Genomic DNA, 23920 nt, shown 5'->3' with positions numbered 1-23920 from the left:
AATAATAAATTTAGATGAGAATGATTCTCAACTAAATTTACACAGCTTTAGTGTTCAGTTAGAGCTTAACGAGCTAAATTGGCTCTTGAGCTAAAGAAGGCTGTTTGCACTATTGTCTGCTTTGGGCTAAATTACACTGTAATTATATCCAGTGTTTAATATAGATATGATCCTCTATATTGCTGAAAAACCAAGCCTTGGGCGTGCCATCGCCGATGTGCTACCAAAACCCCACAAAAAAGGTGACGGGTTTATTGAAGACGCCCAAGGAAACTGCGTGTCTTGGTGTGTTGGGCATTTGCTTGAACAGGCCGAGCCCGATGCCTATAACCCCGAGTTCAAATCGTGGAAGTTTGAGCATTTACCCATAGTGCCCGAGAAGTGGCAGCTTAAACCTAAGGTCGCGACCCGTAGCCAACTCACTGTACTTAAAAAGCTGGTAAAACAGGCTGATACCTTAGTGAATGCGGGTGATCCAGACAGGGAAGGGCAATTATTGGTTGATGAAGTAATCGCCTATTTGGGCGTGACGGGCGATAAATTACAGCAAACGCAGCGACTCCTTATCTGCGACTTAAACCCGCAGGCGGTGAAACGTGCCTTGTCGCAACTTCGTAGTAACCGTGAGTTTATTCCTTTGTCTACTTCTGCACTTGCCCGGAGCCGTGCCGATTGGCTCTATGGCATGAATATGACACGGGCCTACACCATCCAAGGGAAAAAGGTCGGCTATCAGGGCGTGCTATCCGTCGGTCGAGTGCAAACCCCGCTCCTTGGGCTTATCGTGCGCCGCGATGAGGAAATCGCGCGATTTCAATCTAAACCCTTTTATGAAGTCTTAGCGCATTTAGTAACGGATAAACAACAATCTTTCACTGCGAAGTGGCAACCCAGTGAAGCCTGTTTACCTTATATGGACGAAGAAGGGCGAGTGCTTGCTAAGGGCTTAGCACAAAATGTGGTGCGTCGGATCACCGATAAACCCGCCAAAGTGACCCAGTTAAGCACTAAGGATAAACAGCAGAATCCGCCATTGCCTTACAGTTTATCTGCACTGCAAATTGATGCAGCTAAGCGGTTTGGGATGAGCGCTAAGGAGGTGCTCGATACCTGCCAGAGTTTATATGAGCGGCATAAGCTGATTACCTATCCGCGCTCTGACAGCCGCTATTTACCTACAGAGCAACATGGTCTAGCAAGCAGTGTATTAGCGGCCATTATGGTGGGGGCGCCCGAGTTAGTCGCACACGCTGAGGCGCCGAATCCTCGGCTTAAATCTAAGGCGTGGGATGATAAAAAAGTCGATGCCCACCACGCTATTATTCCAACGGAAAAACAGCCGAATTTAGGCAGTTTAAGCCAGCGGGAAAGGCAGCTTTATCTACATATTGCCCGCCAGTATTTGGCGCAGTTTTACCCCGCCTATTGCTACAGTGAAACGGCGGTCGAAGTGACGATTGAAGGTGGTCTCTTTAAAACGAAGGCTAGACAGGATAAATCCCTAGGTTGGAAACAACTGTTTGCACGGGAAGCTGATGAACATAAAGAGTCTATGGGGCGAGAATCGCTTAAAAACACTGATGATAAAAGTACCGATAAGGATGCAGAAGATGAGGTGTTTTGTGGCATTTTACCGCCTTTAGCCCTAGGACAAATCCTTCACTGCAACCAAGGTGAATTGGTCGAGAAGCAAACTCAGCCCCCCAAAGCCTTTACCGATGCGACCTTGCTGAGCGCCATGACGGGGATTAATCGTTATGTGACTGACCCCGAGATCCGCAAAATTTTAAAGGAAACCGATGGCTTAGGGACGGAAGCGACCCGCGCAGGCATTATTGAACTGTTATTTAAACGGGGATTTATTCAGCGTCTGGGCAAGTCAATTGTGGCAACTGAGGTGGGTAAAGGTTTAATCAATAGCTTACCCCTTAGTGCCACCACGCCCGATATGACGGCGCTGTGGGAGGCAAGCCTAAATGGCATCTGCCATAAGGAAATCTCTTATCAAGGATTTATGCAGCCACTGCTGGGGACGCTAAATCACTTAATCGAAAATGCGGGCGCCCAATTACCCTCAGCCCTCAATGGCTTAAAAGGACAGGGTTTTAAGCGAGCAGCTAAAAAGTCCGTCTATCGAAAAGCGGGAGCCAGAGGCGCTGCTGGCGGGAAAAAAGCCGGAACGGGCGCTAAAAAAGGAAATGCTAGAAATTCAGCCGCAGCATCTTCCACATCCACAACAGCTAAACCGACCGTCCCTAGACGGCGAACGAGCAAAGCGACCGCCCAAGCCTGATGACACAAATGTAATCAAACTGTCGATAATGTTCGCGATTTGGTAACGATATTTAATTTATTCCGCGATATTTAATTACCGCCAATCACGTTATTTCGTGATTGGCCGATCCACTTCTAAAAAATACCTAGAAACTCAACTTTTCTGCTCCGTGGCATGCTAACTGCTTTGCCTTGGCCGGAGAATATAATAAGCCAATCAAATCATAAGATTATTTATGATTTAGCTGAATGAATAGGTATAGATGATATGAAAATGAAATTGCTTGCAGTGATGATCCCCGCGATGTTACTCACAGGTACAACTCATGCGGTCGAGCTGTATAACGATCAAACCAATAGTGTCAATATGATGGGGTGGTTAGGCTTTGCGGCGTTAAATGATGGTCATGAAACCTCAGTTATCGATAACTTTTCCCGGGTGGGATTTCGTTTTGACCGCCAAGAGAAAAACGGCTGGCGCTCCTTTGCCCATACTGAATGGGGTATTAATATGGTCACCAGCGACGATGGTCTAATTTATACCCAAGGCCAAGGTGGCGGCCAATTATCCGCTTCAAAAACCTCAGATTTCCTATTTAACCGCTTAGGTTATGTTGGCATGTCGCACGACAAATGGGGCACCCTCAGCTTTGGTAAGCAGTGGGGAGCTTACTACGATGTTGCCTATACCACGGATGTGCTCAATGCGTTTACTGGCTGGTCGGTCGGTGCTTATACCTTCGGTGATGGGGGGTTAACGGGGGCTGGACGTGCCGATGCGGCGCTGCAATACCGTAATACTTTTGGCAATCTACATATCGCGGTGCAATACGCTTCTAAGCAAAATAGCGATGTAGCAATTTATGACAACCAGGGTCACGCCTTAAACGATGGTTCTGAGCTGAGCTTCGACCCAAGCTATGGTGCGAGTGCGACTTACTATTTCACTGATAAATTTAAGGTGTTAGCAGGTTTTAACCGTGGCGACTTCACTGGCAATCTTGCGGGTAAAGACGTAGACAACACCAACCAAATCATCGGTATCGGCGCACAATACGGCAGTTTCTATCAATATGCACCGGGTCGTGATGCTAAGGGATTGTATGTTGGTTTTAACGCCCATAAGAGTGAGCAAAACGAGTTAGTGGGGGGCGAACTGTACGACTCAACTGGTGCTGAATTTATCGTCGCCTACCACTATGATAATGGATTCGTGCCTAGCCTACTGCTGACTTACCAGGATTTGGATACCGATGAAAACACGGCAATTCAAGGTAAATGGACCCGTCAGTTTGCTGTGCTTGGTCTGCATTATCGCTATAGCCGCGACACCATCATGTATGCCGAAGCCAAAATCGATTTCAGCGATATGGACGATAAAGCCTACGAAGACCTACAAGATAACAACTACGCCGTTGGTATTCGTTATTTCTTCTAAGTTCAATGACTTGAGCGACTAATTCGGCAGCATAAATCAAAGGCCACAGATTGTGGCCTTTATTATAACTATCCATTTCTACTCAAAGAGTTAAACAATCCCTAACTTCTTCATTTTACTGCGCAGGGTATTAGCATTGATATCCAGTAATTCAGCGGCACCGCCCGGGCCATAGAGTTTACCCCCCGTGATCCTTAAGGCATGGTTGATGTATTTTTTGGTCATCACCTCTAGCGGCACCAGCTTATCGCTGGCATGGCTTGGATCGATAATCACGGTTTGATTTGATGGGGTTTTCACTTCTTCACAGTGTTGTGGAACCAGAAAACGAAAGTCAAGCGGACCTGCAGGATGCTGGATCATGGCGCGCTCAAGCACATTGATAAGTTCTCGCACATTGCCGGGCCAGCCATATTGATTGAGGATATTCAACTGTTCTGGTGCAATCCTTGGTAACTGCGGCAAATTAAACTTGGCACTGAGCTGCTCGACAAAATGTTGCACTAACAGAGGAATATCTGTGCGTCTTTGTCTGAGTGACGGGATCTCGATGGGGAAAATCGCCAGTCGATACCAGAGATCTTCACGGAACACTTCTCTGTGCACCATAGCTTGAAGGTTTCTGTGGGTCGCCGCGATAATACGAATATCAAGTTGCACTGCATCGTGGCCGCCAACACGGGTGATACAACTATTTTGTAGAACCCTGAGTAGTCTAACTTGGGCCGAAAGCGGTAGCTCGCCAATCTCATCCAAGAAAATTGTGCCGCCGTTGGCTTGTTCGAAGTAACCAATTTTGCGCGAATCGGCACCTGTAAATGCGCCTTTTTCATAACCAAAAAGCTCGGAGTCAATCAAGGTATCAGGGATAGCGCCACAGTTAACCTTGATAAAAGGTTTACCCGAACGTTCCGACAGCTCGTGAATGGCGTTGGCGATGACTTCCTTACCGCAGCCGGTTTCTCCCAGCATTAACACTGTGGTGTTGATTTTGGCGATGGATTGCACCTGCTGCATCACCTGTTTTAGGCCCGAATTGGCACCAACCACGCCATTTTGAATATCTAAAGTGCGGCGCAGACTGACGTTTTGTTTTGAGAGCGCTTCATTTTCTTTGAGTAAGTTTCGATCCCTTAAATTTAGCGCCGTGATCAGCGCTAAGTTCTGCATATGCGGCGCGATTAAGTCGGCGTGACGTGGTCTAAATACCCCTGTCGTTTTGGCGTAAAAGCCAACGATTCCAAGATGAGTATTTTCTATCGACATTCGCAGGATAATCAGTGACCGAATATCTTTAATCACCTGAGGTGCGACTAATGCAGTAACAGGATCATGCTCAATATCATTAACAATTCTAACCCTTGGTCGCTCGGGATCTTCTAAGTATTGCGCCATTTTTTCAGGAATTTGGACACGCTTATCGAGCGTACAACATTGGGTGTCATCTACATGGGCAATAAACTGTATATCATTAAATTGTTTGCGGAAAATGTTCACAAATAGCCCATCAATGGGCAGTTCATCCCGAATAAACTCAAAGTAGCTCTGTAGGGATTTCTCCAGTTGCAGACTACTACAGAGCCTTAGGGTTGATTCGTAATAAAAGTGTTTTTCCATTGATATTTCAAGTTGATCACTAAGTATCGTGATTGTAGATCTTTATATTTCGTGATTTTGTGCCTGCAATCAAAATTCACCACTTAAATACTTCCTTTTAGGTGCTTGGCACAGCACCTGCACTTTCATGCTGACAAGTTCCAGTGATTATTGAAGGAAATCAGCATGAGTAAAACCCAAGATATTAATGCGGGGCGTCGCCAGTTACTAAAGGGAGGCATGGTCATAGCCGCAGGGCTGGGGGCAAGTATGGCGCTGCCTGCCACAGCAAGTTGTGATTCGGCCCCTGTCAGCTTTGATGAAATAGTGGATGTGCTGGTTGTTGGCAGCGGTTTTGCTGGTATGTCAGCAGCGCTGCAAGCCAGAGAGGCCGGTGTGAGCGTGATGATTATCGATAAAATGCCTGTCTTTGGTGGCAACTCGACCATCAACGGCGGTGCGATGGCGGTAGCAGGTTCTGTCCTACAGAAGCAGGCTGGGATTGAAGACTCAGTCGATGCCATGGTCGAAGACATGTTACGGGCAGGCCGCGGCATGAACGATGTTGAAATGCTTAAACTGGTGTGCAACGGCACAGCAGAATCTTGCCAATGGCTAATTGATTACGGTGTTCACTGGAAGCCCTTTGTACAACATTTTGGCGGTCACTCAGTACAACGGGTACTGCAAACCGTTGAAAGCTCAGGTGCGGGCATTATTCGTCCTTTGATCAAAGCTGCGCGTGACAAGGGCGTCATCATGAAAAATCAGACCAAGCTCGAAGGCTTTGTAAAAGATGAGGCTGGACGGGTGATCGGTGTCGAAGTTCGTGAAGGTTTTTATTTTCCCAATGAGCGCACGGGTAAAATACGCCGTATCGGCGCGCGCCGCGGCGTGATTATGGCGACCGGTGGTTTTGGCCGTGATATCGAATACCGCATGATGCAATTACCTGAGTTAAATAGTGATTTAGATTCAACCAACCATGCAGGTGCCACCTCTGAGGCACTCAAGCAAATGATGCTGATTGGGGCCAATCCCATTCATTTAGACCAAATTCAACTCGGTCCCTGGGCATCTCCTGACGAGAAGGGGTTTGGCACGGCTTCACAATTCAACACTATTGCCACTTATCCCCACGGCATTGTTGTCGATGTACGCACCGGCGAGCGTTTCTTCAATGAATTAGCCGACCGTAAGGCGCGGGCCGACGCCATTATGACCAGACGAGATGAAAAGGGACAGCCTGTCTACCCCATCGGTTTTACCAATGCCGCCGGTGCCAGCAAGGCGCAAACCCTAGATTGGGGACTGAAATATAACGTCATCAGCAAAGCCGAGACCTTAGACGAACTGGCTGCTATTTACGGCATGCCTGCTAAGGCGTTAAAGGCGCAAGTCGAGCGCTGGAATGAGGCGGTTAAGACTGGTGTAGATAAAGAATTCGATCGACCAATGCAAGAGGCCATCGTGCTAGACAAAGGACCTTGGTATGCGGTGCGCATGTGGCCGAAGGTGCATTACTGCATGGGCGGCGTGAAGGTAAATACCCAATCCGAAGTGCTGCATTTGGTCAGCAATAAAGCCATCCCCGGATTATATGCCGCTGGCGAAGCAACCGGTGGTATCCACGGTGCAAGTCGATTAGGTGCCTGCGCCGTTGCTGAAGGGGTGGTGACGGGGCGTAACGCTGGCCGTAACTGCGCCGCAGCGAGTGCTGTGACACTTAAGCAAGCCTAGATTTTACTAAATATAACAAAATGTTGGAGATGATTATGAATAAATCAGTGTTGATGGCTTCACTCACCTTGAGCTTACTCTCAGGCAGTGCGTTAGCGATGGAGCAAGTCGTGCTTGATGGTAAACATTTAACCCAAGACCAAGCTTGGGCAATTGCCGATGGCGCTAAAGTAAAAATTGCTCCACAAGCGAAAACCCAATTAGTGAAAGCACACGAGCTATTGATGGAAGCCGCACGTCTAGGTAAACCCGTTTATGGTCTAACCGTAGGTGTTGGACTTAATAAAGACCACAAACTGTTCGATGCTAATGGCAAATTGAGTGATGCAGTACTCGATGCCTCAAGAAGTTTTAACTTTAGTACTTTTCGTGCTCATAGTGCAGGCGTGGGTGACGCTGCGCCCATCCGCTTAACACGTTTGGCATTAGCTGTGCGGTTAAATACTATGCTAGCCGGACAAACCGGTGTGCAGCCTGTGGTGGCAGAGCTTTATGAAGCTTATCTTAACAAGGGGTTGACACCTGTGATCCCAGCCAAGGGCACGGTAGGTGAGGCGGACATTCTACTCTCATCCCATGTCGGTTTAGCCATGGTTGGCGAGTGGGAAGTATTCTATAAAGGTCAGCGTGTTAGCAGTAAAGAGGCGATGGCTGATGCGGGCATTACGCCATTAGTCCCAATGGGGAAAGATGCGCTGTCGATTTTATCTAACAACGCCTTTGCCGTGGCGTATGCAATGCAAGGTTACCGCGAGGCGAAGCAACTATTGGTCGTGTCGCCCACCGTCTTTGGCTTAAGCCTTGAGGGATTAAACGGTAACGTGGCGCCATTCTTGCCACAAACCAATGATATTCGCCCATTCCCTTATATTAAAACCGCCGCTAGTGACATTTTAAAACAACTCGATGGCAGCTATTTATGGCAGCTGAATGATGAGCGTCCTTTGCAAGATCCGCTGAGCTTTAGAACGACAGCTTATACTTTTGCTGGCGCCGAACAGGCCTTAGCTTCATTGGATGAAGTACTCAATATCCAAATCAATCATTCAGATGATAACCCCGCAGTAATTGTGGGTGCCTCAAACCAGTATGCACAGTTCCCACAAGTGGCTAAGTATTTGGTTGAAGGGCAGGGTGGTGTATTCCCAACCACTAACTTTGAGCCGCTGCCTGTGGCTCTCGCGGTGCAAAACCTGAGTGTGGCCTTGACCCATGTGTCCCATAACAGTGTGATGCGTACGATTCATTTGTCCGATGAACACTTTACTAAGCTGACGCGCTTCCTAAGTGCGCCTGAAAACCAAGGCCATGCCTTTGGTGCGATTCAAAAAGCCTTTGTGGATATGCAAGTGCGTAACAAGCAGTTAGCGACGCCAGTCTCCTTCGATGGGATTTCTATCGCTGGTGGTATTGAAGATACCTTCACTAACCTTAAGTTAGCGTCGGATAACCTGATCCAAATCGTGGATAACACGCGAGTTATCTATGGTTTAGAGCTGCTACATTCAACTCAAGCGATTGATTTACGCAAACAAGCGAATCCTGAGCTGCAACTTGGTAAAGCGACGCAAGCCATGTACAAGGCTTACCGCGAGAAAGTGCCTTTTGTTGCGAAAGATCGCCCATTCACGCCGGACATCCAAGCGTCGACTGACTTTATTACACACTATTAATCTGCGATGCGGGGCACCATGCCCCGCCTAGGAAGACTCTGATGTTAAAACCCGTATTTATTCTATTACTCGGTGCCATGCTGGCAGCACCTATGGCTGCTAATGCAATGAATATCAAGGATTACCATAAAGAGGTAATGACTGGAGCCGATGGTAAAGTCGATTGTGCGGCATGCCACGGTGATGCAAAACGTAAAACCGTTCCCGATGCTGCGACTTGCAGTCGTTGTCATGGATCACCCGAGGAAGTGGCTAAGTTGACTGCGCGCCCTGCGGATGCGGGTCATTCGGTTGAGCCGAATCCCCATAACAGTCTGCATTATGGTACTGATCTGCCTTGTACTTACTGCCATCAGGAACACAAAGAAAGTAAAGTCTATTGCAATCAATGCCATGAGTTTACTTATCCCCAAATGAAACGTTAATTTCATCCTCGTTAAACACCCGCTCCCCTGTATTTTGACGATTATTGTCATGCACTCAACTTTGTTGAGTGCATTTTTTCAGCAAAAAAAAGAGTAATCCAACTCGGATTACTCTCACGGAAAATAGGTCGTTGAACGTTGTAGCCAAAATCACTCATTTGGATGAGGAGCCTGCACACAATGACAGCTTTTACTTAATTAACCCTTAAAATTAACATTTATCTTAAGAGTTCACCGCGGTTGAGACTGATGAGCTTATCTAAGATCCGCTCGCCATCCATTCGAATACCATTGTGTTCATATTCTGAGGTTAACCAATACTTTAGGTGCGCTACCTGTTTGGTGGTTTCTAGGCTGAAATCCATCTCGACATACATATCTTCGCTATAAATCGCGGCCGCAACTGGGACGCGGTTTTGGCTGAGCTGCTCAAGATTGTATAGCGCTGGCCAGTCCGTTTTATGGGCAAGAATATTGGCTGCGGCTTTAAGTGGCGCTAAATGGCTAAATTGTTCAAACATCCAAGGGTAAATCATCTCGCCAGTAAACAGGAAAGGCTTACCCACTTGATAGTTAAAGGCCGGATACTGCTCCCGTACCCTATGGGCAGACCACTGTGACGCACTGTGTTGGCAGTAGATGGCCTCGTGTAACAGGGCAAAAATTGGGTTGGTGTTATAGTCGAGTAATTGGCAGAAATGATTTAAAAACAGCGGGTTGACATAATCACCTTGGGGCGAGTGCACTAGGGCCTGTTCAAGTAAATAGTAGACTGACTCAGGGCCTTGCTCCATGCCTAAATTAATGCCAAGCAGTTGCAGCATTTCAACCGTGAGGCGTTCACCCGTGGCTAACTGCACTGGATGTTCGAGTAAATGTTTGGCGAGGCGAGTCACCAGATGCTGCGCATCGTGGAAGCGCTGGAAGAAGTCCTTATTCTTGGCGAGTACGCGCTGATAGGTGGCTTGATAAACCTCATCACTGCTGCGCGTGAAGGAAGGAATACCACCTGTGATATAGGCTTCACTTACGCCCTGAGGCGCAGCACTTAAGTAGTGCAGCACGCAGAAACCACCAAAGCTTTGACCGAGGATAGCCCATTTATCGGCGGGGCAGAGCTGGGTGCGGATTGATTCGGCGTCACGGATGATATTGTCGGCTCTAAAATGGCTTAAATATTCGGCCTGTTGCTCAGGGGGTAAGTGACTGAGGCTCTGATAATTGATGGGGCTAGAAAGGCCTGTGCCCCGTTGATCGAGCAATAAGACTCTAAACTCTTTGAGTGCTCGACGGATCCAGCCGCTATTGCTGGCGGGCCGCATAGCAGCAAAGCCAGGACCTCCTTGGAAAAAGACGATATAGGGTAATTTTTTATCTTTATTTTCAATGGCGCAAAGTTCTCTCGCAAACACAGTAATCTGCTCACCAATGGGTTGTTGGTAGTTGAGTGGCAAAGTAAATGTGTGTTTCTTGGCGAAAACACCAGCGAGCATCATATCGGGTTTCATCAATTGACCTTAAGGGCTAGGCTTGTTATTTATGGCAGATTGTATACAAAAGCCCTGTTGTCGCAAGTTAGGATTATTTGATTAGCCTTTGGTTGAGATCAATTTTTATTATAAAAAATTGAGCCATGATAACCCTCTTAGCGTAATCTATCGGCTATGGATAACACGAGATTGAAGCTATGAAGTACCAAATTATTCCTGTGACACCTTTCCAGCAGAATTGCAGCTTGATCTGGTGTGAAAAAACTAAGCATGCAGCGGTTGTCGATCCGGGAGGGAACGTTGACCGTATTTTAGGTGAAGTCACTAAATTAGGGCTGACCCTTGAAAAAGTGTTACTCACTCATGGTCATATTGATCATGTTGGCGGTGCTAAGTTATTAGCACAACAAACGAATGTACCCATCGTTGGTCCACATGAGGCGGATAAGTTTTGGATTGAAAATCTGCCTAAACAGAGTCAAAACTTTGGTTTTCCCCACTGTGATGCCTTTGAACCCGATCGATACCTGTGTGATGGCGATACCGTCACCGTGGGCGAGCAAAGTTTGACTGTGCTGCATTGTCCTGGCCACACACCAGGACATGTGGCGTTTTATTCGGCCTCATCCAAGCTTGCATGGGTCGGAGATATTCTCTTTAGAAGCTCGATTGGCCGTACTGATTTTCCTCAGTCAAATCATCAAAGCTTGATCCATTCAATCACCTCTAAACTCTGGCCTTTAGGCGCTGACGTGGAATTTATTCCTGGCCACGGACCTATGTCTACCTTTGGCGAAGAGCGTGAACATAATCCCTTTGTGGCTGATCAGTTACTGCTCTAAGTTGCATAACACTGCGTCGATTGACTTAATATCAGCCAAAATGCGAGTTTTAATCAGGTACAATTCATATTTACTGTGCCTGATTAAACCTGCAAACCTCATCTCTGCTTGACACACATCTTGGGTCTTTTTAGTTAGATTTATCCGCAACTATCTATTTTTAAGCATTATATTTTGACCTAAACCAAATATCGGTTATTTACGCAACTGAGAATTGCTCGTAACTCTGTGTATTATTCATCAAAATTCTGTTTTTTACTTTTTAGTTACATTTTACTGACTAGACTTAAAGCTAACGTTGTAGGTGTCTATCGGGGTAACTATGAATACAAAAACGATGATGAGTGTTGTTTTTTCCACAATCGTCGCTAGTGCAGTGATTACGGCGGCGCTGAGTTTTAATGTCAAATCTAAGATTGAACTTTTTAATGATGCTGCGAATATTCGCTATCAATCCTACCAAATTGCTGATGAACTTCGGCAAAGTTCTGATGATTTGACCAGACTTGCCCGTACCTATGCGGTGACTGGGGATGAAAAGTACGAAAAAATGTATATGGATATTCTGGCCATTCGTAACGGTGAAAAACCTAGGCCGGAAAAATATCACCAGATTTATTGGGATTTGGTGCTCAGTTATGGCGATAAACCTAAGCCTGATGGCGCCAGAGTGGCCATCAAAAGCCAAATGAAGGCTTTGGGGTTTTCCGATGAGGAGTTCCATTATCTCGAGCAGGCACAGCAAAATTCTGATGCTTTAGTCGCCCTTGAGGTCAAGGCGATGAACGCGGTGAAAGGAATTTTTATCGATCCAAATACCCAAACCTACAGCATTAAAGGTGAGCCGAATCTCGCGATGGCGAGGGAATTACTACATAGCGATCAATATCATAGTGAAAAAGCCAAGATCATGCAGCCGATCGATCAGTTTTTTACCGCCTTGGATAAACGCACTGAAGGTGAGGTGAGTAATCGATTGGATTCTTTAAATATGGCACTCAATGGTTCGCAGTTTGTACTCTTTTTGGTGATTTTAGTTGCCGTTGGCGGCTTTATTATTGTTAAAAGTAGGATTGTGACTCCACTCGTACAAACCTGTCGCGAATTACTCGATATTCAAAGGTCTAAAAATCTTGCCCGCAGGATTTCAGTTTCGACTCAGGGTGAAATTGGGGAAATTGTTAACCAAATTAATTTATTCATTTCATCTCTAGCCAGTTCATTAGCGACGACGGACAGTATTGCGAAGGAGGTGGCAGATCTCGCTAAACAAACCAAAGCTTCGATTCAAGTTTCCCGTCAAAGCTCAAACCGAGTCGCCAAAGAGCTCGATGCCAGTGCGAGCGCGATGGAAGAAATGACGACCACCTTAGTGCATGTTAGTGAGAGCACCTCGAACGCCGAAATTCGGGCAGCGGAAAATGAGACCCATGTGGGCGTTGGTCAGGATACGGTTTCAGAGGCATTGAATGCGATGGCGGTGCTCGAAAGTGAATTTACGACCACCCAAGATTCGATGCAGCATTTGGTGAATGAGAGCACTCAAGTCAGTAATGTATTAAGTGTGATTAAAGCGATTGCTGAGCAAACTAACTTATTGGCACTCAATGCCGCCATTGAGGCGGCGAGGGCGGGTGAGCAAGGGCGTGGTTTTGCGGTGGTAGCCGATGAAGTGCGTTCACTCGCACAGCGCACTCAAGATTCTACCAAGGAAATTGATGATATTGTTGCCAGTTTACAAAATCGCACCAATCAGGTGGGCAGCTCAGTCACCCAAGCGGCTAACTTAATGAAAAAAGCCTCAGGTGAATTGCAACGTATCGTGACGGTTTTTGATGATATTCGCCATAGCACTGCGGCGATTCATGGGATTAATACCCAAGTAGCGGCATCAACCGAAGAGCAATCTCTGGTGTCTAAGGATATTGCCACCAGTCTTATGGTAATCCGCGATAATTCCCGCGAAGTGTCACAAATTATTGAGCAAATCGAATTCACCTCTATTAGCTTAGATAATCAATCCCAAGCACTACGAACTAAGGCTGGTGAGTATCAGTTTTAACCCTTAGTTCAAGGCTATCTCACACTTGTTGACAGGGATGTCAGCTTTATCCTTTAGCTATTTTGTGTTTCCCCGCTTTTGCCCTTTTAAATTCAATTTTCCTTTGTTAGCTTGTTCTACATAAAGATAATTTTTTAATCAGTTACGCTGATTTCAATCGTGGATGCATTAAATGTGTCCCTAAGTTAGCGAAATAGAGAGGAGTCAATGTCGATGGATCACCAAATGGAAGACTTATTAGAACATTGGTTGCCCCTCGCGGATGATTCATGGGTGCTGGCGGTGATTACCCATATCCAAGGCTCGTCCTACCGTAAACCCGGCGCCATGATGTTATTCCACGAGTTTGGCCAAGGCGCAGGGATATTAAGTGGTGGCTGTTTAGAGGCCGATCTTCGCCGTCATGCGCAGCAAGCCATGCAATCGCAACAGATTACTTGTATCACCTATGATGCAACCGATGAATCCGATGCCAGCTACCGCCTAGGTTGTGGTGGTAAAGTCGATATCATGTTGATCCCTCTGCTTAAAGAAAATCATGATCTTGGCCTAGTGGACATAGTACAAGCGTTTCGCAAGGGGCTGTCGGGCTACTATCAATTGCCCTTAGTGCCTGCGGGCAGCGATGCTCGCAGTTACGCTGCACAGTTTTATCCGGCGCAAAGTGCCCCTTTTCCTACGGCGGATTTTCCAAAGGCGGGCATACTCAGTCAGCCTGAAGGGGAGGCGCTTATCATCCCACTCAGACCACGATTTCATTTAGGGATTTTTGGTGGAGGAATAGATGCTAAACCCGTGGCAGCGATTGCCCACAGTTTAGGTTGGCAGGTGAGCGTGTTTGATACGCGCACCGCCTACGCCAGAACGGCGGATTTTCCCCATGCTCATATCGTCAAGCAAAGCCTTGATGATGCCGAAGCGCTTGTCGCGCAATTAGATTGCGCCGTGGTCATGCACCATAACCTGAATTTGGATGCGGCGGCGCTCAAAGCTATTCAACCTTTTGATCTTAAATATGTTGCACTCTTGGGGCCCGCTCATCGGCGGGATAAAGTGCTGGCGATGGCCGGACTCAATACGGAGTCGTTTAGTGGCTTTTTCTCGGCACCCGCGGGGCTTGCTCTTGGTGGCGAGTTACCGAGCGCCATTGCCTTGAGTATCTTGGCCCAATGCCATGGGGTGCTTCATGACGCGGCATTTTCCTCGCTCGATGGAATGATGCCTTAATGCACATCAGGCAAAGATTGCTCATTGCTGTGCTCGCGGCAGGTGAGAGCCGGCGCTTTCAGGGGGCGAAGCTGGCACAACGTTTATCAACAGCGGCGAGTGAGGGGCAAGGGCATAGCATCTTACAACGCCATATCGACCGTTTGGCTCGCTTCACCTCGGCTCCATTAGTAATGGGAGCATCTAATCAAGTCACCGCAGACCTGTTGGTCGTGCTTGGTGCCCATCAAACATTGTTGCGTCCGCAACTTGACGCTCTCGGAGCGCTAAAACTGACGTTGCTTGATAATCCTAATTGGCAAACAGGTTTGGCGTCGTCGCTGCGAGTTGCGGCGGACTTTGCAAAAGCGCAGCAGTTTGATGGCATGTTACTCACCTTAGCGGATCAAGTTGCGCTGACATTTGAAGACTATCGGCAGGTGATTGAGACTTGGCAGACGAGTCAACAATCTGTGGCCGCTTTTTATACGAACGAAGCTGAGATGTTGAATGGACAAGGGACGTTGGATGAACAAGGAACGTTTGATGAATTAGGCGCCCCTGCTATTTTTAATGCCTCAATACTCGATTTATTAACGGATTTGACTGGCGATCGCGGCGCCAAATCTATCTTAAAACAACTGGCAAATGTGGGTGAGTTAGTGGCAGTTCCTTTGCCCCATGCCGCGATTGATATTGATACTAAAGCCGATCTTGCGTCGTGGTTGGCACTTAAGGAGTGAGTTATGGCAATACCATCCTCGGAGGCGGCAAAGGACCAGAGTCTTGCGATGCCTTCCCTAAACCTGACCATTAATGGCAGATCTTTTACCTTAAATGCGGATCCGAATATGCCTATCCTCTGGGCGTTACGGGATATTTTAGGCTTAACGGGCACTAAATATGGCTGCGGCGCGGGGCTCTGCGGCGCTTGTACCGTGCATTTAGATGGTCAGCCTGTGCGCGCCTGTTTAACCAGCGTATCCCAGGCGCAAGGCAAGCAACTGACCACGATTGAAGGGCTGAATAATCAAAAGCTTAAAAATGCTTGGGCCGAACACAATGTACCTCAGTGTGGTTATTGTCAGGCGGGGCAATTAATGTCAGCAGCGGCTTTAGTCACTCAGCATCCAAAACCATCGGCGGAACAAATTGATGCTGCCATGTCGGGTAATTTGTGTCGCTGTGGTACTTATCCTCGGATAAAAGCGGCGCTGCAAAGCTATGCCAAGCAGGAGGGCTAAGATGAGTACATTCACCGCAGTTGAAAATATCAGTCGCCGCGATGTGTTAAAACTCTTCGGCGCCGTCGGGGGCGGTCTCGCCCTTGGTGCCAGTGGCCTCAGTTGGAGTCCAATGGCATTGGCACAGGACCAACAGGCGCGGCTCAATCTGTTTATCGCCATCGGTGAGGACGACAAGGTCTATTTGACCTGCCACCGCTCCGAAATGGGTCAGGGGATCCGCACGGGGATTTTACAAATCTTGGCCGAAGAACTGGAGGCTGATTGGGATAAAATTGTGCCTATTCAAGGGCTCGCCGATAAACGCTACGCCAGCCAAAATACCGATGGTAGCCGCAGTATTCGCGAAAACTATGATCGCATGCGTGAGATGGGCGCGATGGCTCGAACCATGCTTGAGCAAGCCGCAGCAGCCCGCTGGAAAGTCCCTGTGAGTGAAGTGCAGGCTAAAGATCATCAAGTGCTGCATGCCAAATCTGGCCGTTCTGCCAGCTTTGGCGAATTAGCCCTCGATGCGGCGGCATTACCACTGCCTGCGGCTGATTCGCTGCGATTAAAGGCGGTTAAGGATTTCAAGCAAATAGGGGCTTCGCGTCAGATAGTCGATATGCAAGCCATGCTCACGGGTAAGGCTGTCTATGGCTATGATATCCAACTGGATAACATGCTTTATGCCAGCATTATGCGCCCACCCGTATTGGGGAGCGATGTGGCTAGTCTTGGCGATAGTGCGGCGCGCAACGTAGCGGGTGTGGTCGATGTGTACCGTTTGCCAACGCCCAAGGGCGCTCCCGCTTTTCAAGCCTTAGGCGGCGTAGCTGTGGTGGCGACAAATACTTGGAGTGCGCTGCAGGGACGTAAAGCCTTGCAAGTGAGCTGGACTGAGTCTGCCAACAGTAGCCACGATTCTAAAACCTACCTGCAAGAGCTGGTGGACAAGGTACAAGCCCCTGGCAAGGTGGTACGTCAAGTTGGTGATGAGGTCAAAGCGTGGCCGAAGGACGATACCCTTAAGGCGATTTATACCGTGCCTTACCTTATCCATTCCTCCATCGAGCCGCCTGTGGCCACCGCTAATGTGACCGAGAATAGCTGCGAAATTTGGGCATCGACGCAAACACCTCAAAGTACTCAGCAAAATGTGGCTGCGGCCTTAGGTATCGCCGAAGATGCGGTCAAAGTGAATGTCACGCTTCTGGGCGGCGGCTTTGGGCGCAAGTCCAAACCAGATTTCAGTGTGGAGGCGGCGCTACTCTCCAAGCAATTTAAACGGCCGGTGAAGGTGAGTTGGAGCCGTGAGGATGAGATCCAAAACGGTTATTACCATGCCATCAGTGCCCAGTGTTATCAGGCCTTGTTCGATGCCAATAACCAGCCAACGGCGCTGCTGGCGCGTACAGGCTTCCCGTCAATCAGCTCCACCTTTGCCGAGGGCGTCGAGTATCCATCCGGCGGAGAGTTGGACTTAGGTTTTGTTGATGTGCCCTTTGCTCTGGCAAATTTACGCTATGAGGCTGTAAAGGCCAACGCCCATAGCCGTATTGGTTGGATGCGCTCGGTATGTAACATCCAACACGGGTTTGGCGTGGGCAGTTTTGTCGATGAAATGGCCCATAAAGCTAAGTTATCTTGCCCCGATATGTGGCGCAGCTTACTGGGGCAACCAAGGCAAGAGACTTTTGAAAACCAAGGCTTTAAATATGGCAACTATGGTGAAGAGTTAACTCGTCATCCCGTTGATGTCGGCCGTTATCTCAAGGTGATAGAGGCGGTTGAACAAGCCCAAGCCAAGGCGCCGAAAGCGGGTAAGAATCAAGGTTGGGGCTTTGCAGTGCACCGCAGTTTTGTGAGTGTGGTTGCGGTAGCGATACGGGTCGAGGTTGGTGAAGATAACCAGCTTAAAGTGCTTAATGCCATTGCAGCGATTGATGCCGGCACTGTGGTTAACCCCGACAGGGTGAAAGCACAGACCGAAGGCGCGATAGTATTTGGCTTAAGCTTGGCACTGATGGGGGAAATTAGTTACCAAGAGGGTAAGGTGATGCAGTCTAACTTCCATGATTATCCCCTGCTACGTTTACCCCAAGTGCCAGAGATGGAGATCATCATTATCGACTCGGATGCGCCGCCTGCGGGTGTAGGTGAGCCCGGCGTACCGCCGGTGGCGCCTAGTCTGACCAATGCGATATTTGCCGCAACAGGCCTTAGGATCCGCGACCTGCCGGTTAATAAACAGTTAAAGGTGTGATGCTGTAAACGACACCTGAGTGAGCAAAAAAGCGCCTAATAAGCGCTTTTTTCGTTTTTTTACCACAAATAAATTGCTTGTTAGCAAATTTACGGGCATTAATGCCGAAAATTAGCAATAGATCAGGTTTTTGTTACCAGAATAGAGGTAATTTAACCAATATGTTTACTCAAGTGACCTAAGGTATGCGGACTCGCGTACACATTCATTTGAATCGGTTACTAGTCGGCCTGTGAGTCAGTTTTCGATTGCAGATCCCTACTAAAAATTGATCGACACGGAAGTGAAGGGCGCTATAACACCATAATACAGCCGCACCTTGAGCGCATTTGAGTAGTTAACTTCCGTGAAAACAATAAAGGGGTCATCATGGAAAATCGTTGGCAGGTCGCTATTTCTGCGGGGCTATTAGCCGCAATATGGTGTGGTATCGCAGATACTTTTCATCTTGTTACTTGGATTGGCTTTTTAGGTTGTAGCACGTTTTTTGCTCAGCCGAAGGCCGGTTTTCAAGGCGTGATGATGGCGTGGTGCACCAATCTCTCCGGTGTGTTTTGGGCTTGGCTCATTATCAGCGGTAGCAGTTTTTTCGTATCGCCTGTGGCGGGTTATCTGTTTACGGGTATCGCTACCTCGGCAATGTGCCTACAGGCCAGTTATCAAAAGCTCAGTTTTATTCCCGGTGCCTTTATCGGCTGTTGTATTACCTTTGCCATGGCTGGGGATGTGGCCAATATTGTGCCGCCTTTAGTGTTAGGCGCACTGTTAGGTTTTTGTATGAGCTTGTTAACGGCGCAGTTAATCACCCTTCGCCAAAAATGGTCAGCATCAACAGGTTCTGAAATCGCCAGTGCCGATTAATCTTCCATCACTTTTGTGTTCGCATGATAGCCATGCGGTAACTGAGTGATCGAATAGATGAGCTATAATGCTGATTTAGTACCCGATAGCTTTAGGTCTTAGGAAATATCAAGATGAAACAAATCCAGTTTCGCACCATTGATGCCATATTGATCAAGTTCAGTCTTAACGGCAAATTTTGGATTGTCTGTTCTATGGTGGCGTTAATCACGGCTACCATCGCACTTATCAATTACCAACATGCTCACCGCAACCTAGAAGCAGCCTCTTTGGCTCGAGTTCAGGCGACGGTTGATACCTTTGCCCAAGTCGCAAATGCGCAACAGTTGCAGGGCGATGCATTATCACAATTTGCCCGAGACAATGGGCTGAGTGTTGTCTCTCGCCAAACTGAGGCGCAGCGCCAAAGGGATAATGTTACCGCCAGCGCCACGGTGGCATCTGGCAGCGCGCTCGCACTGTCGCAAAATGTGTCCGAATGGGAAAGTGATGGCCGCAGCGATGCTAATTTGATGTTTTGGCTTGCATTAATCGGTTTATTGCCCTTATTCCAATTAAGCTATTGGATTTCAACTTCCCTCGGCGGTGGTCTGTGGGATATGTACATGGCCATCAAACGCTTAGCCGATGGCGACTTAAGTTTCAGATTAAACTTTTTCGGTACTGATGACTTCAGCTTAATCGCCCGCGAAATTGACCGCTGTGCCGATAACATGAGCGAAATGGTGAGCGCTATCCGCAATAATGCCCAAACACTTTCCCTCGCTGCCGATGAGTTTAATCAGCAAGCAAAAATCAGCGGTGAGTTAATTGGTGCCCAGCATCAATTTTTAGATTCAGTGGCTGTGGCCATGGCGCAAATGACTTCGGCGATTGAAGAAGTGTCGGTTAATGCCAGTAACACTTCACTACAGACTAAAGATAACGCCAGCCAAATGAGTGCCAACCAAGGGCGTATTAGCCATACGGTGGACAGTATTGGTTTGCTCTCAACCAAAATTGGTGCAGCCTTTTCATCGGTAGAACAATTATCTAAGGATGCGGCGGCTATTGATGCGGTAGTGACAACCATCAATAGTATTTCTGGGCAGACTAACTTGCTGGCGCTGAATGCGGCCATTGAAGCGGCGCGCGCAGGTGAGCAAGGTCGCGGTTTTGCGGTGGTTGCCGATGAAGTGCGTACCTTGGCAGGGCGAACCCAGCAGGCAACGGTAGAGATCCAAGCGATGATCGAAGGCTTACAATCTGGCACCCGTCAGTTATCTAATATCACCACCGAGATTGTGGATCGTGCCGATGAAAGTCGTAGCGCCATTGTTGCCGTCGGCAGCGATGTGGAAGGCATGTCGCAATCAGTGAATGCTGTATTTGATATGAGTAGCCAAATTGCCGCATCGGCGGAAGAACAGAGTGTTGCCGCCCGTGATATCGCCGCTCAACTTAATGAGATCCGCCATCAATCCAATACCATTAAACAAACGGCGCAGCGCAGTGTCACCCTCGCGCATGATTTGCAGCAGGCCTCGGTTGAACTCGAAGGGATCCTTAAACAGTACCGCACTAGCTAAGCCGAGGCTTTTATGGATTGGTTCTCATTAGTATAAAAGCGAAACGGTGGTTAGCTGGCGAGGCTTAGTCGCCAAATCTAAATAACTAAATACAAATGGCGGTTGCATCTAATGTAGTCGCCATTTTTTATGCTTATTTACATCCGTTATCGTTATTGCTTTGGCCGAGACACGCCAAAATTAACCAAAGCCTTACAGACTTTTATTTACCCTTACTGCACTGAAAATACAGTTTAGTTCTGACTCAAATTGTTGTTAATAAAAGGTAAAAACTTTATCAGTCTAAAGCGTGACTTTGGTTTCATTATCAAAATACCGTTGGAGAGGCGCTGAAACTGGGGTAGGTTATCAGCCTTATATCCCCAGTGATTAGGGGGGGAAGGCATAAGAGAGATTTGACGAACATATGCAAAGGGTTGAGAAAGCAGCTTGCGTGGTTAAAGACACACTTGATGGCTACCAAGAGGAATTTGATGGCTTGGTGAGGGAATATGCGAATTTCTCCCATACTCAAGGTGAAGCTTACTGCGATTTTTTTGTTGATATAGCATCTATGATGAATGGTTCATGGCTATTAACGGCCGAGCTTGAGTCTGACACTATTGCTAATTTTAAATCCTTCGACTGGTACCGTATCTTGGCCATTGATGAAGCGCATTCACCAGAAGATGAACTGATCACATTGTTACAGACGGCCTATAAAATCGGCTATCTCTGGTTAATAGAACGCTTGTCATCACTAAAACAGCAAATAGAGATGATTGAAATCCGGCTGTATCACAATGGTAGTCTTGATTATCAAGCTTTGAATTAGCGGAATGAGGTTGATTTTCCAAGCTCAATATCTGCCTTTTATTGGTAATGAGTGCGACAACCAACCCGATAGCATTGTGTTTTCATTAATGGATTACCTTCAATTGGTCGATGATACCGGCCGAATTATTCGCAACGATAAACGTGGATGCATCAGTGAAAATAGCGCCAAGATACTGAACAGATTAAATATCCCCCATGATAATTGGCTCAAGCTAACCACCGAGTTTGGCAAACTATTTCACGGTCCTGTGGGCACTCTGCAAGAATTGACCGACTACTGCGAACACTTAGAAAAGCGACGACGGCATTTTGCGTCAAGCTGTCAGCACTTTCACTGCAATTGACAACGACTGACATCACTTCAAAAGCCTACATTCAGAACACATCCCAAGCACTAAGGAACGATATCCCTCGTCTGAAATGCTCCATTTTTTAAGGAATTAGCGCAATTTATTGCCTCTATGCTGCCCCTATGGCTTTTAATGACTCTCATTTAAGCAATATTAGCCAGAGCAGGTTGTATGCAAACCGAAAGTGCATTATGTTGTTGATTTAAAATGGGTGGCTGGATTTTTTCCTATCCACTAACTTTCAGTTGTATTTAAATTGGAAAATTTGAGCAAAGGAATAGAAAAATGGCTATGAATCCAATAGTTAAAGCGCAGTTAAATACTTTTGGAAAAATGAATCCTCATGAAGATTTGGATGAGTCTAATTTATTTGAGGTGATGTCTATATTTTCAATAGAGAATGGTATTCTTGGAGAAAATATAGATCCGTTTAGAGCCCATCTAAAAGGTAATGAATTTGGTATTGATGGAGTAGCAATTTCTATCCAAGGAACACTTTGTACAGATGTCGATGAAGCTGCAGAAGTTTTGGCTATTGGTAAAAACCATAATTCTGAGTTTCATTTCTTTCAATCAAAAACATCTGACAAATTTGATTACGGTAACATTTCTAAATTTTTAGATGCAGTTTATGATTTTTTTACGAATCAATCATTAGTAACAGGTGAGCAAATAGAGAGCTTGATAGAGATAAAAGAGGCTATTTATTCTGCTGCAGCTAAAACAAGCCCGAAATTACGATGTTATTACTGTACTACTGGGTCTGGTGAAATATCTGATCTAATAAGTCAATTGATTAAAAATAATAAGGCGCGCTTAGCTGAATTAAATATATTTGATGAAATTAATATTGAGTGTGTCGGGGCTAAAGTAATTCAGAATGGCTTCCGTGCAGCAACAAATTCTTCATCTGCAAAACTACACTTTCCAAAAGCCGTTACTATGCCACCTCATGATAAAGTAGATGAGGCATATATTGGGTATGTTTCTGCTTCTGAGGTATTGGCGATTGCTTTTGGAGAGCCTGATCAAGATGGAATTACTCATATTAACAGATCGTTATTTTATGATAATGTGCGAGACTTTAACCCCGAATCAGAAATTAACAAATCCATAATTCGCGAGTTGAAGTCAGGAGATAACTCTTCATTTGTTTTTAAGAATAATGGAATTACCGTTGTTTCAAAAAGCATAGAGCGTAAGGGAGATACATTCAATCTTGAAGACTATCAAATAGTAAATGGATGTCAAACCACTAATATACTAGCTCATGTTCGTGAAACGGTTGATAATATATTTGTCCCATTCCGTCTAATAGGCTGTAGTGATATTGATTTTGTTTCTAGTATTATTATGGGTACTAATCGTCAGAATGAAGTTAGGGAAGATCAATTTTGGGCATTGCGCCCATTCATGAAAGATCTAGAAGAGTATTGTGCATCCCAAAGTAGTGAAGACCGGATTTATATAGAAAGGCGAGATAATCAGTATAGAGATGTAGGAATTGAGCGAACACGTATTCATCGACCATCAGATCTGATGAAGGTTGCGGCCGCGATGTTTTTTTTCCAACCCCATCGTGCTGCACGAGATCATCGGGGTATAAGGAAAGAATTCGCTGAACGCATCTTTTCGGATAATCATAATGTAGAGCTCTATCATGTTGCTGCATTAGCATTATATAAATTTGATTACTTGGTACGCTCAGGAAAAATAGATAGAACAAGAGTTATTTTTCGTTTTTATGCTTTGTATGCACTAGTGAGAAAAAATTGGGATACACCAGATATATTGGATGCTCCGATAAAGTCTCAGAAAAAAGTTACAACTGCTATCATCGCAGTTTTAAAAAATAATGATAAGTTCGCCGATCAAATAGAAGAGGTTGCAGCACATCTTGAAGATATAATTTCGAAATCAGGTATAACCAGTCGGGAGAAAATCCGAGATTTTATTCGAACAGAAAGTGTTGTAGGCGAATTTACTAAAAGGCTTTTTCCAAAAAGAGCAAAGAGGTAATCAAAGCCGTATAACAAGCACATTAGCACCGCAGGGGGCAAATAACGCTTGGCTTTTAGTACTCACTC

17 protein-coding genes and 1 pseudogene are annotated in these 23920 nt (G+C 46.6%); 16 read left to right on the top strand and 2 right to left on the bottom strand.

Features of this window, described 5'->3' with window-relative positions:
• Window positions 1-166: 166 nt before the first annotated feature.
• Both HG547_RS11525 and HG547_RS11520 read left to right on the top strand, forming a co-directional pair.
• Window positions 167-2293 (top strand): DNA topoisomerase III, encoded by a 2127-nt coding sequence (locus tag HG547_RS11525; RefSeq protein WP_169547899.1) that lies wholly within the window; start codon window positions 167-169, stop codon window positions 2291-2293.
• Window positions 2294-2542: 249 nt separating this feature from the next.
• Window positions 2543-3712 carry a porin gene (locus tag HG547_RS11520; protein ID WP_169547898.1) on the top strand — a complete coding sequence of 390 codons (1170 nt, stop codon included), beginning with the start codon at window positions 2543-2545 and terminating at the stop codon, window positions 3710-3712.
• Between the two features lie 90 nt (window positions 3713-3802).
• Here HG547_RS11520 and HG547_RS11515 read toward each other — a convergent pair whose 3' ends face one another.
• Window positions 3803-5329, bottom strand: a complete 1527-nt coding sequence (locus HG547_RS11515; protein WP_088585382.1) for a sigma-54 dependent transcriptional regulator — start codon at window positions 5327-5329, stop codon at window positions 3803-3805.
• A gap of 165 nt (window positions 5330-5494) precedes the next feature.
• Between HG547_RS11515 and HG547_RS11510 the strand changes: the two genes are divergently transcribed.
• The 3 genes from HG547_RS11510 to HG547_RS11500 are packed head-to-tail and all read left to right on the top strand — an operon-like array spanning window position 5495 to window position 9146.
• Window positions 5495-7048: a flavocytochrome c gene (locus tag HG547_RS11510; RefSeq protein ID WP_144345088.1), complete on the top strand. Its 1554-nt coding sequence runs from the start codon at window positions 5495-5497 to the stop codon at window positions 7046-7048.
• Window positions 7049-7083: 35 nt separating this feature from the next.
• On the top strand, window positions 7084-8721 hold the full coding sequence (locus HG547_RS11505; RefSeq protein ID WP_169547897.1) for an aromatic amino acid ammonia-lyase: 1638 nt from the start codon (window positions 7084-7086) through the stop codon (window positions 8719-8721).
• A 41-nt stretch (window positions 8722-8762) separates the two neighbouring features.
• Window positions 8763-9146 carry a cytochrome c3 family protein gene (locus tag HG547_RS11500; protein ID WP_169547896.1) on the top strand — a complete coding sequence of 128 codons (384 nt, stop codon included), beginning with the start codon at window positions 8763-8765 and terminating at the stop codon, window positions 9144-9146.
• Between the two features lie 218 nt (window positions 9147-9364).
• On the opposite strand, the gene HG547_RS11495 is transcribed toward HG547_RS11500, so the two are convergent.
• Window positions 9365-10654 carry an alpha/beta fold hydrolase gene (locus tag HG547_RS11495; RefSeq protein ID WP_169547895.1) on the bottom strand — a complete coding sequence of 430 codons (1290 nt, stop codon included), beginning with the start codon at window positions 10652-10654 and terminating at the stop codon, window positions 9365-9367.
• Window positions 10655-10833: 179 nt separating this feature from the next.
• Here HG547_RS11495 and HG547_RS11490 point away from each other — a divergent pair, with 179 nt between their 5' ends.
• The 11 genes and pseudogenes from HG547_RS11490 (at window position 10834) to HG547_RS11440 (ending at window position 23852) form a co-directional block, all read left to right on the top strand.
• Window positions 10834-11478 carry an MBL fold metallo-hydrolase gene (locus tag HG547_RS11490; RefSeq protein WP_037420082.1) on the top strand — a complete coding sequence of 215 codons (645 nt, stop codon included), beginning with the start codon at window positions 10834-10836 and terminating at the stop codon, window positions 11476-11478.
• 322 nt (window positions 11479-11800) lie between these two features.
• A complete protein-coding gene (locus HG547_RS11485) occupies window positions 11801-13540 on the top strand; it encodes a methyl-accepting chemotaxis protein (protein WP_047539240.1) in 1740 nt (579 codons plus the stop codon).
• A gap of 213 nt (window positions 13541-13753) precedes the next feature.
• Window positions 13754-14767 (top strand): XdhC/CoxI family protein, encoded by a 1014-nt coding sequence (locus HG547_RS11480; RefSeq protein ID WP_169547939.1) that lies wholly within the window; start codon window positions 13754-13756, stop codon window positions 14765-14767.
• Window positions 14767-15489 (top strand): nucleotidyltransferase family protein, encoded by a 723-nt coding sequence (locus tag HG547_RS11475; RefSeq protein WP_169547894.1) that lies wholly within the window; start codon window positions 14767-14769, stop codon window positions 15487-15489. The genes HG547_RS11480 and HG547_RS11475 overlap by 1 nt, the downstream gene beginning before the upstream one ends.
• A gap of 3 nt (window positions 15490-15492) precedes the next feature.
• Window positions 15493-15990 carry a (2Fe-2S)-binding protein gene (locus tag HG547_RS11470; protein ID WP_140907266.1) on the top strand — a complete coding sequence of 166 codons (498 nt, stop codon included), beginning with the start codon at window positions 15493-15495 and terminating at the stop codon, window positions 15988-15990.
• Window position 15991: 1 nt separating this feature from the next.
• On the top strand, window positions 15992-18238 hold the full coding sequence (locus HG547_RS11465; RefSeq protein ID WP_169547893.1) for a molybdopterin cofactor-binding domain-containing protein: 2247 nt from the start codon (window positions 15992-15994) through the stop codon (window positions 18236-18238).
• A gap of 369 nt (window positions 18239-18607) precedes the next feature.
• Complete coding sequence (locus HG547_RS11460) at window positions 18608-19099, top strand: DUF1097 domain-containing protein (RefSeq protein ID WP_037420065.1); 492 nt, start codon at window positions 18608-18610, stop codon at window positions 19097-19099.
• Between the two features lie 113 nt (window positions 19100-19212).
• Entirely contained in the window at window positions 19213-20667 is a 1455-nt protein-coding gene (locus tag HG547_RS11455) for a methyl-accepting chemotaxis protein (protein WP_169547892.1), read from the top strand.
• 433 nt (window positions 20668-21100) lie between these two features.
• Window positions 21101-21481 (top strand): hypothetical protein, encoded by a 381-nt coding sequence (locus HG547_RS11450; RefSeq protein ID WP_348981362.1) that lies wholly within the window; start codon window positions 21101-21103, stop codon window positions 21479-21481.
• Window positions 21482-21512: 31 nt separating this feature from the next.
• Window positions 21513-21827, top strand: a pseudogene (locus HG547_RS11445) (transposase); the annotation flags it as partial.
• Between the two features lie 291 nt (window positions 21828-22118).
• Window positions 22119-23852 (top strand): AIPR family protein, encoded by a 1734-nt coding sequence (locus HG547_RS11440; RefSeq protein ID WP_169547890.1) that lies wholly within the window; start codon window positions 22119-22121, stop codon window positions 23850-23852.
• Window positions 23853-23920: the final 68 nt, after the last annotated feature.

This window comes from Shewanella sp. DNRA4, assembly GCF_012843185.1.
GTDB classification, from domain to species: domain Bacteria; phylum Pseudomonadota; class Gammaproteobacteria; order Enterobacterales; family Shewanellaceae; genus Shewanella; species Shewanella xiamenensis.
This window is presented reverse-complemented; position numbering and strand designations above follow the sequence as displayed.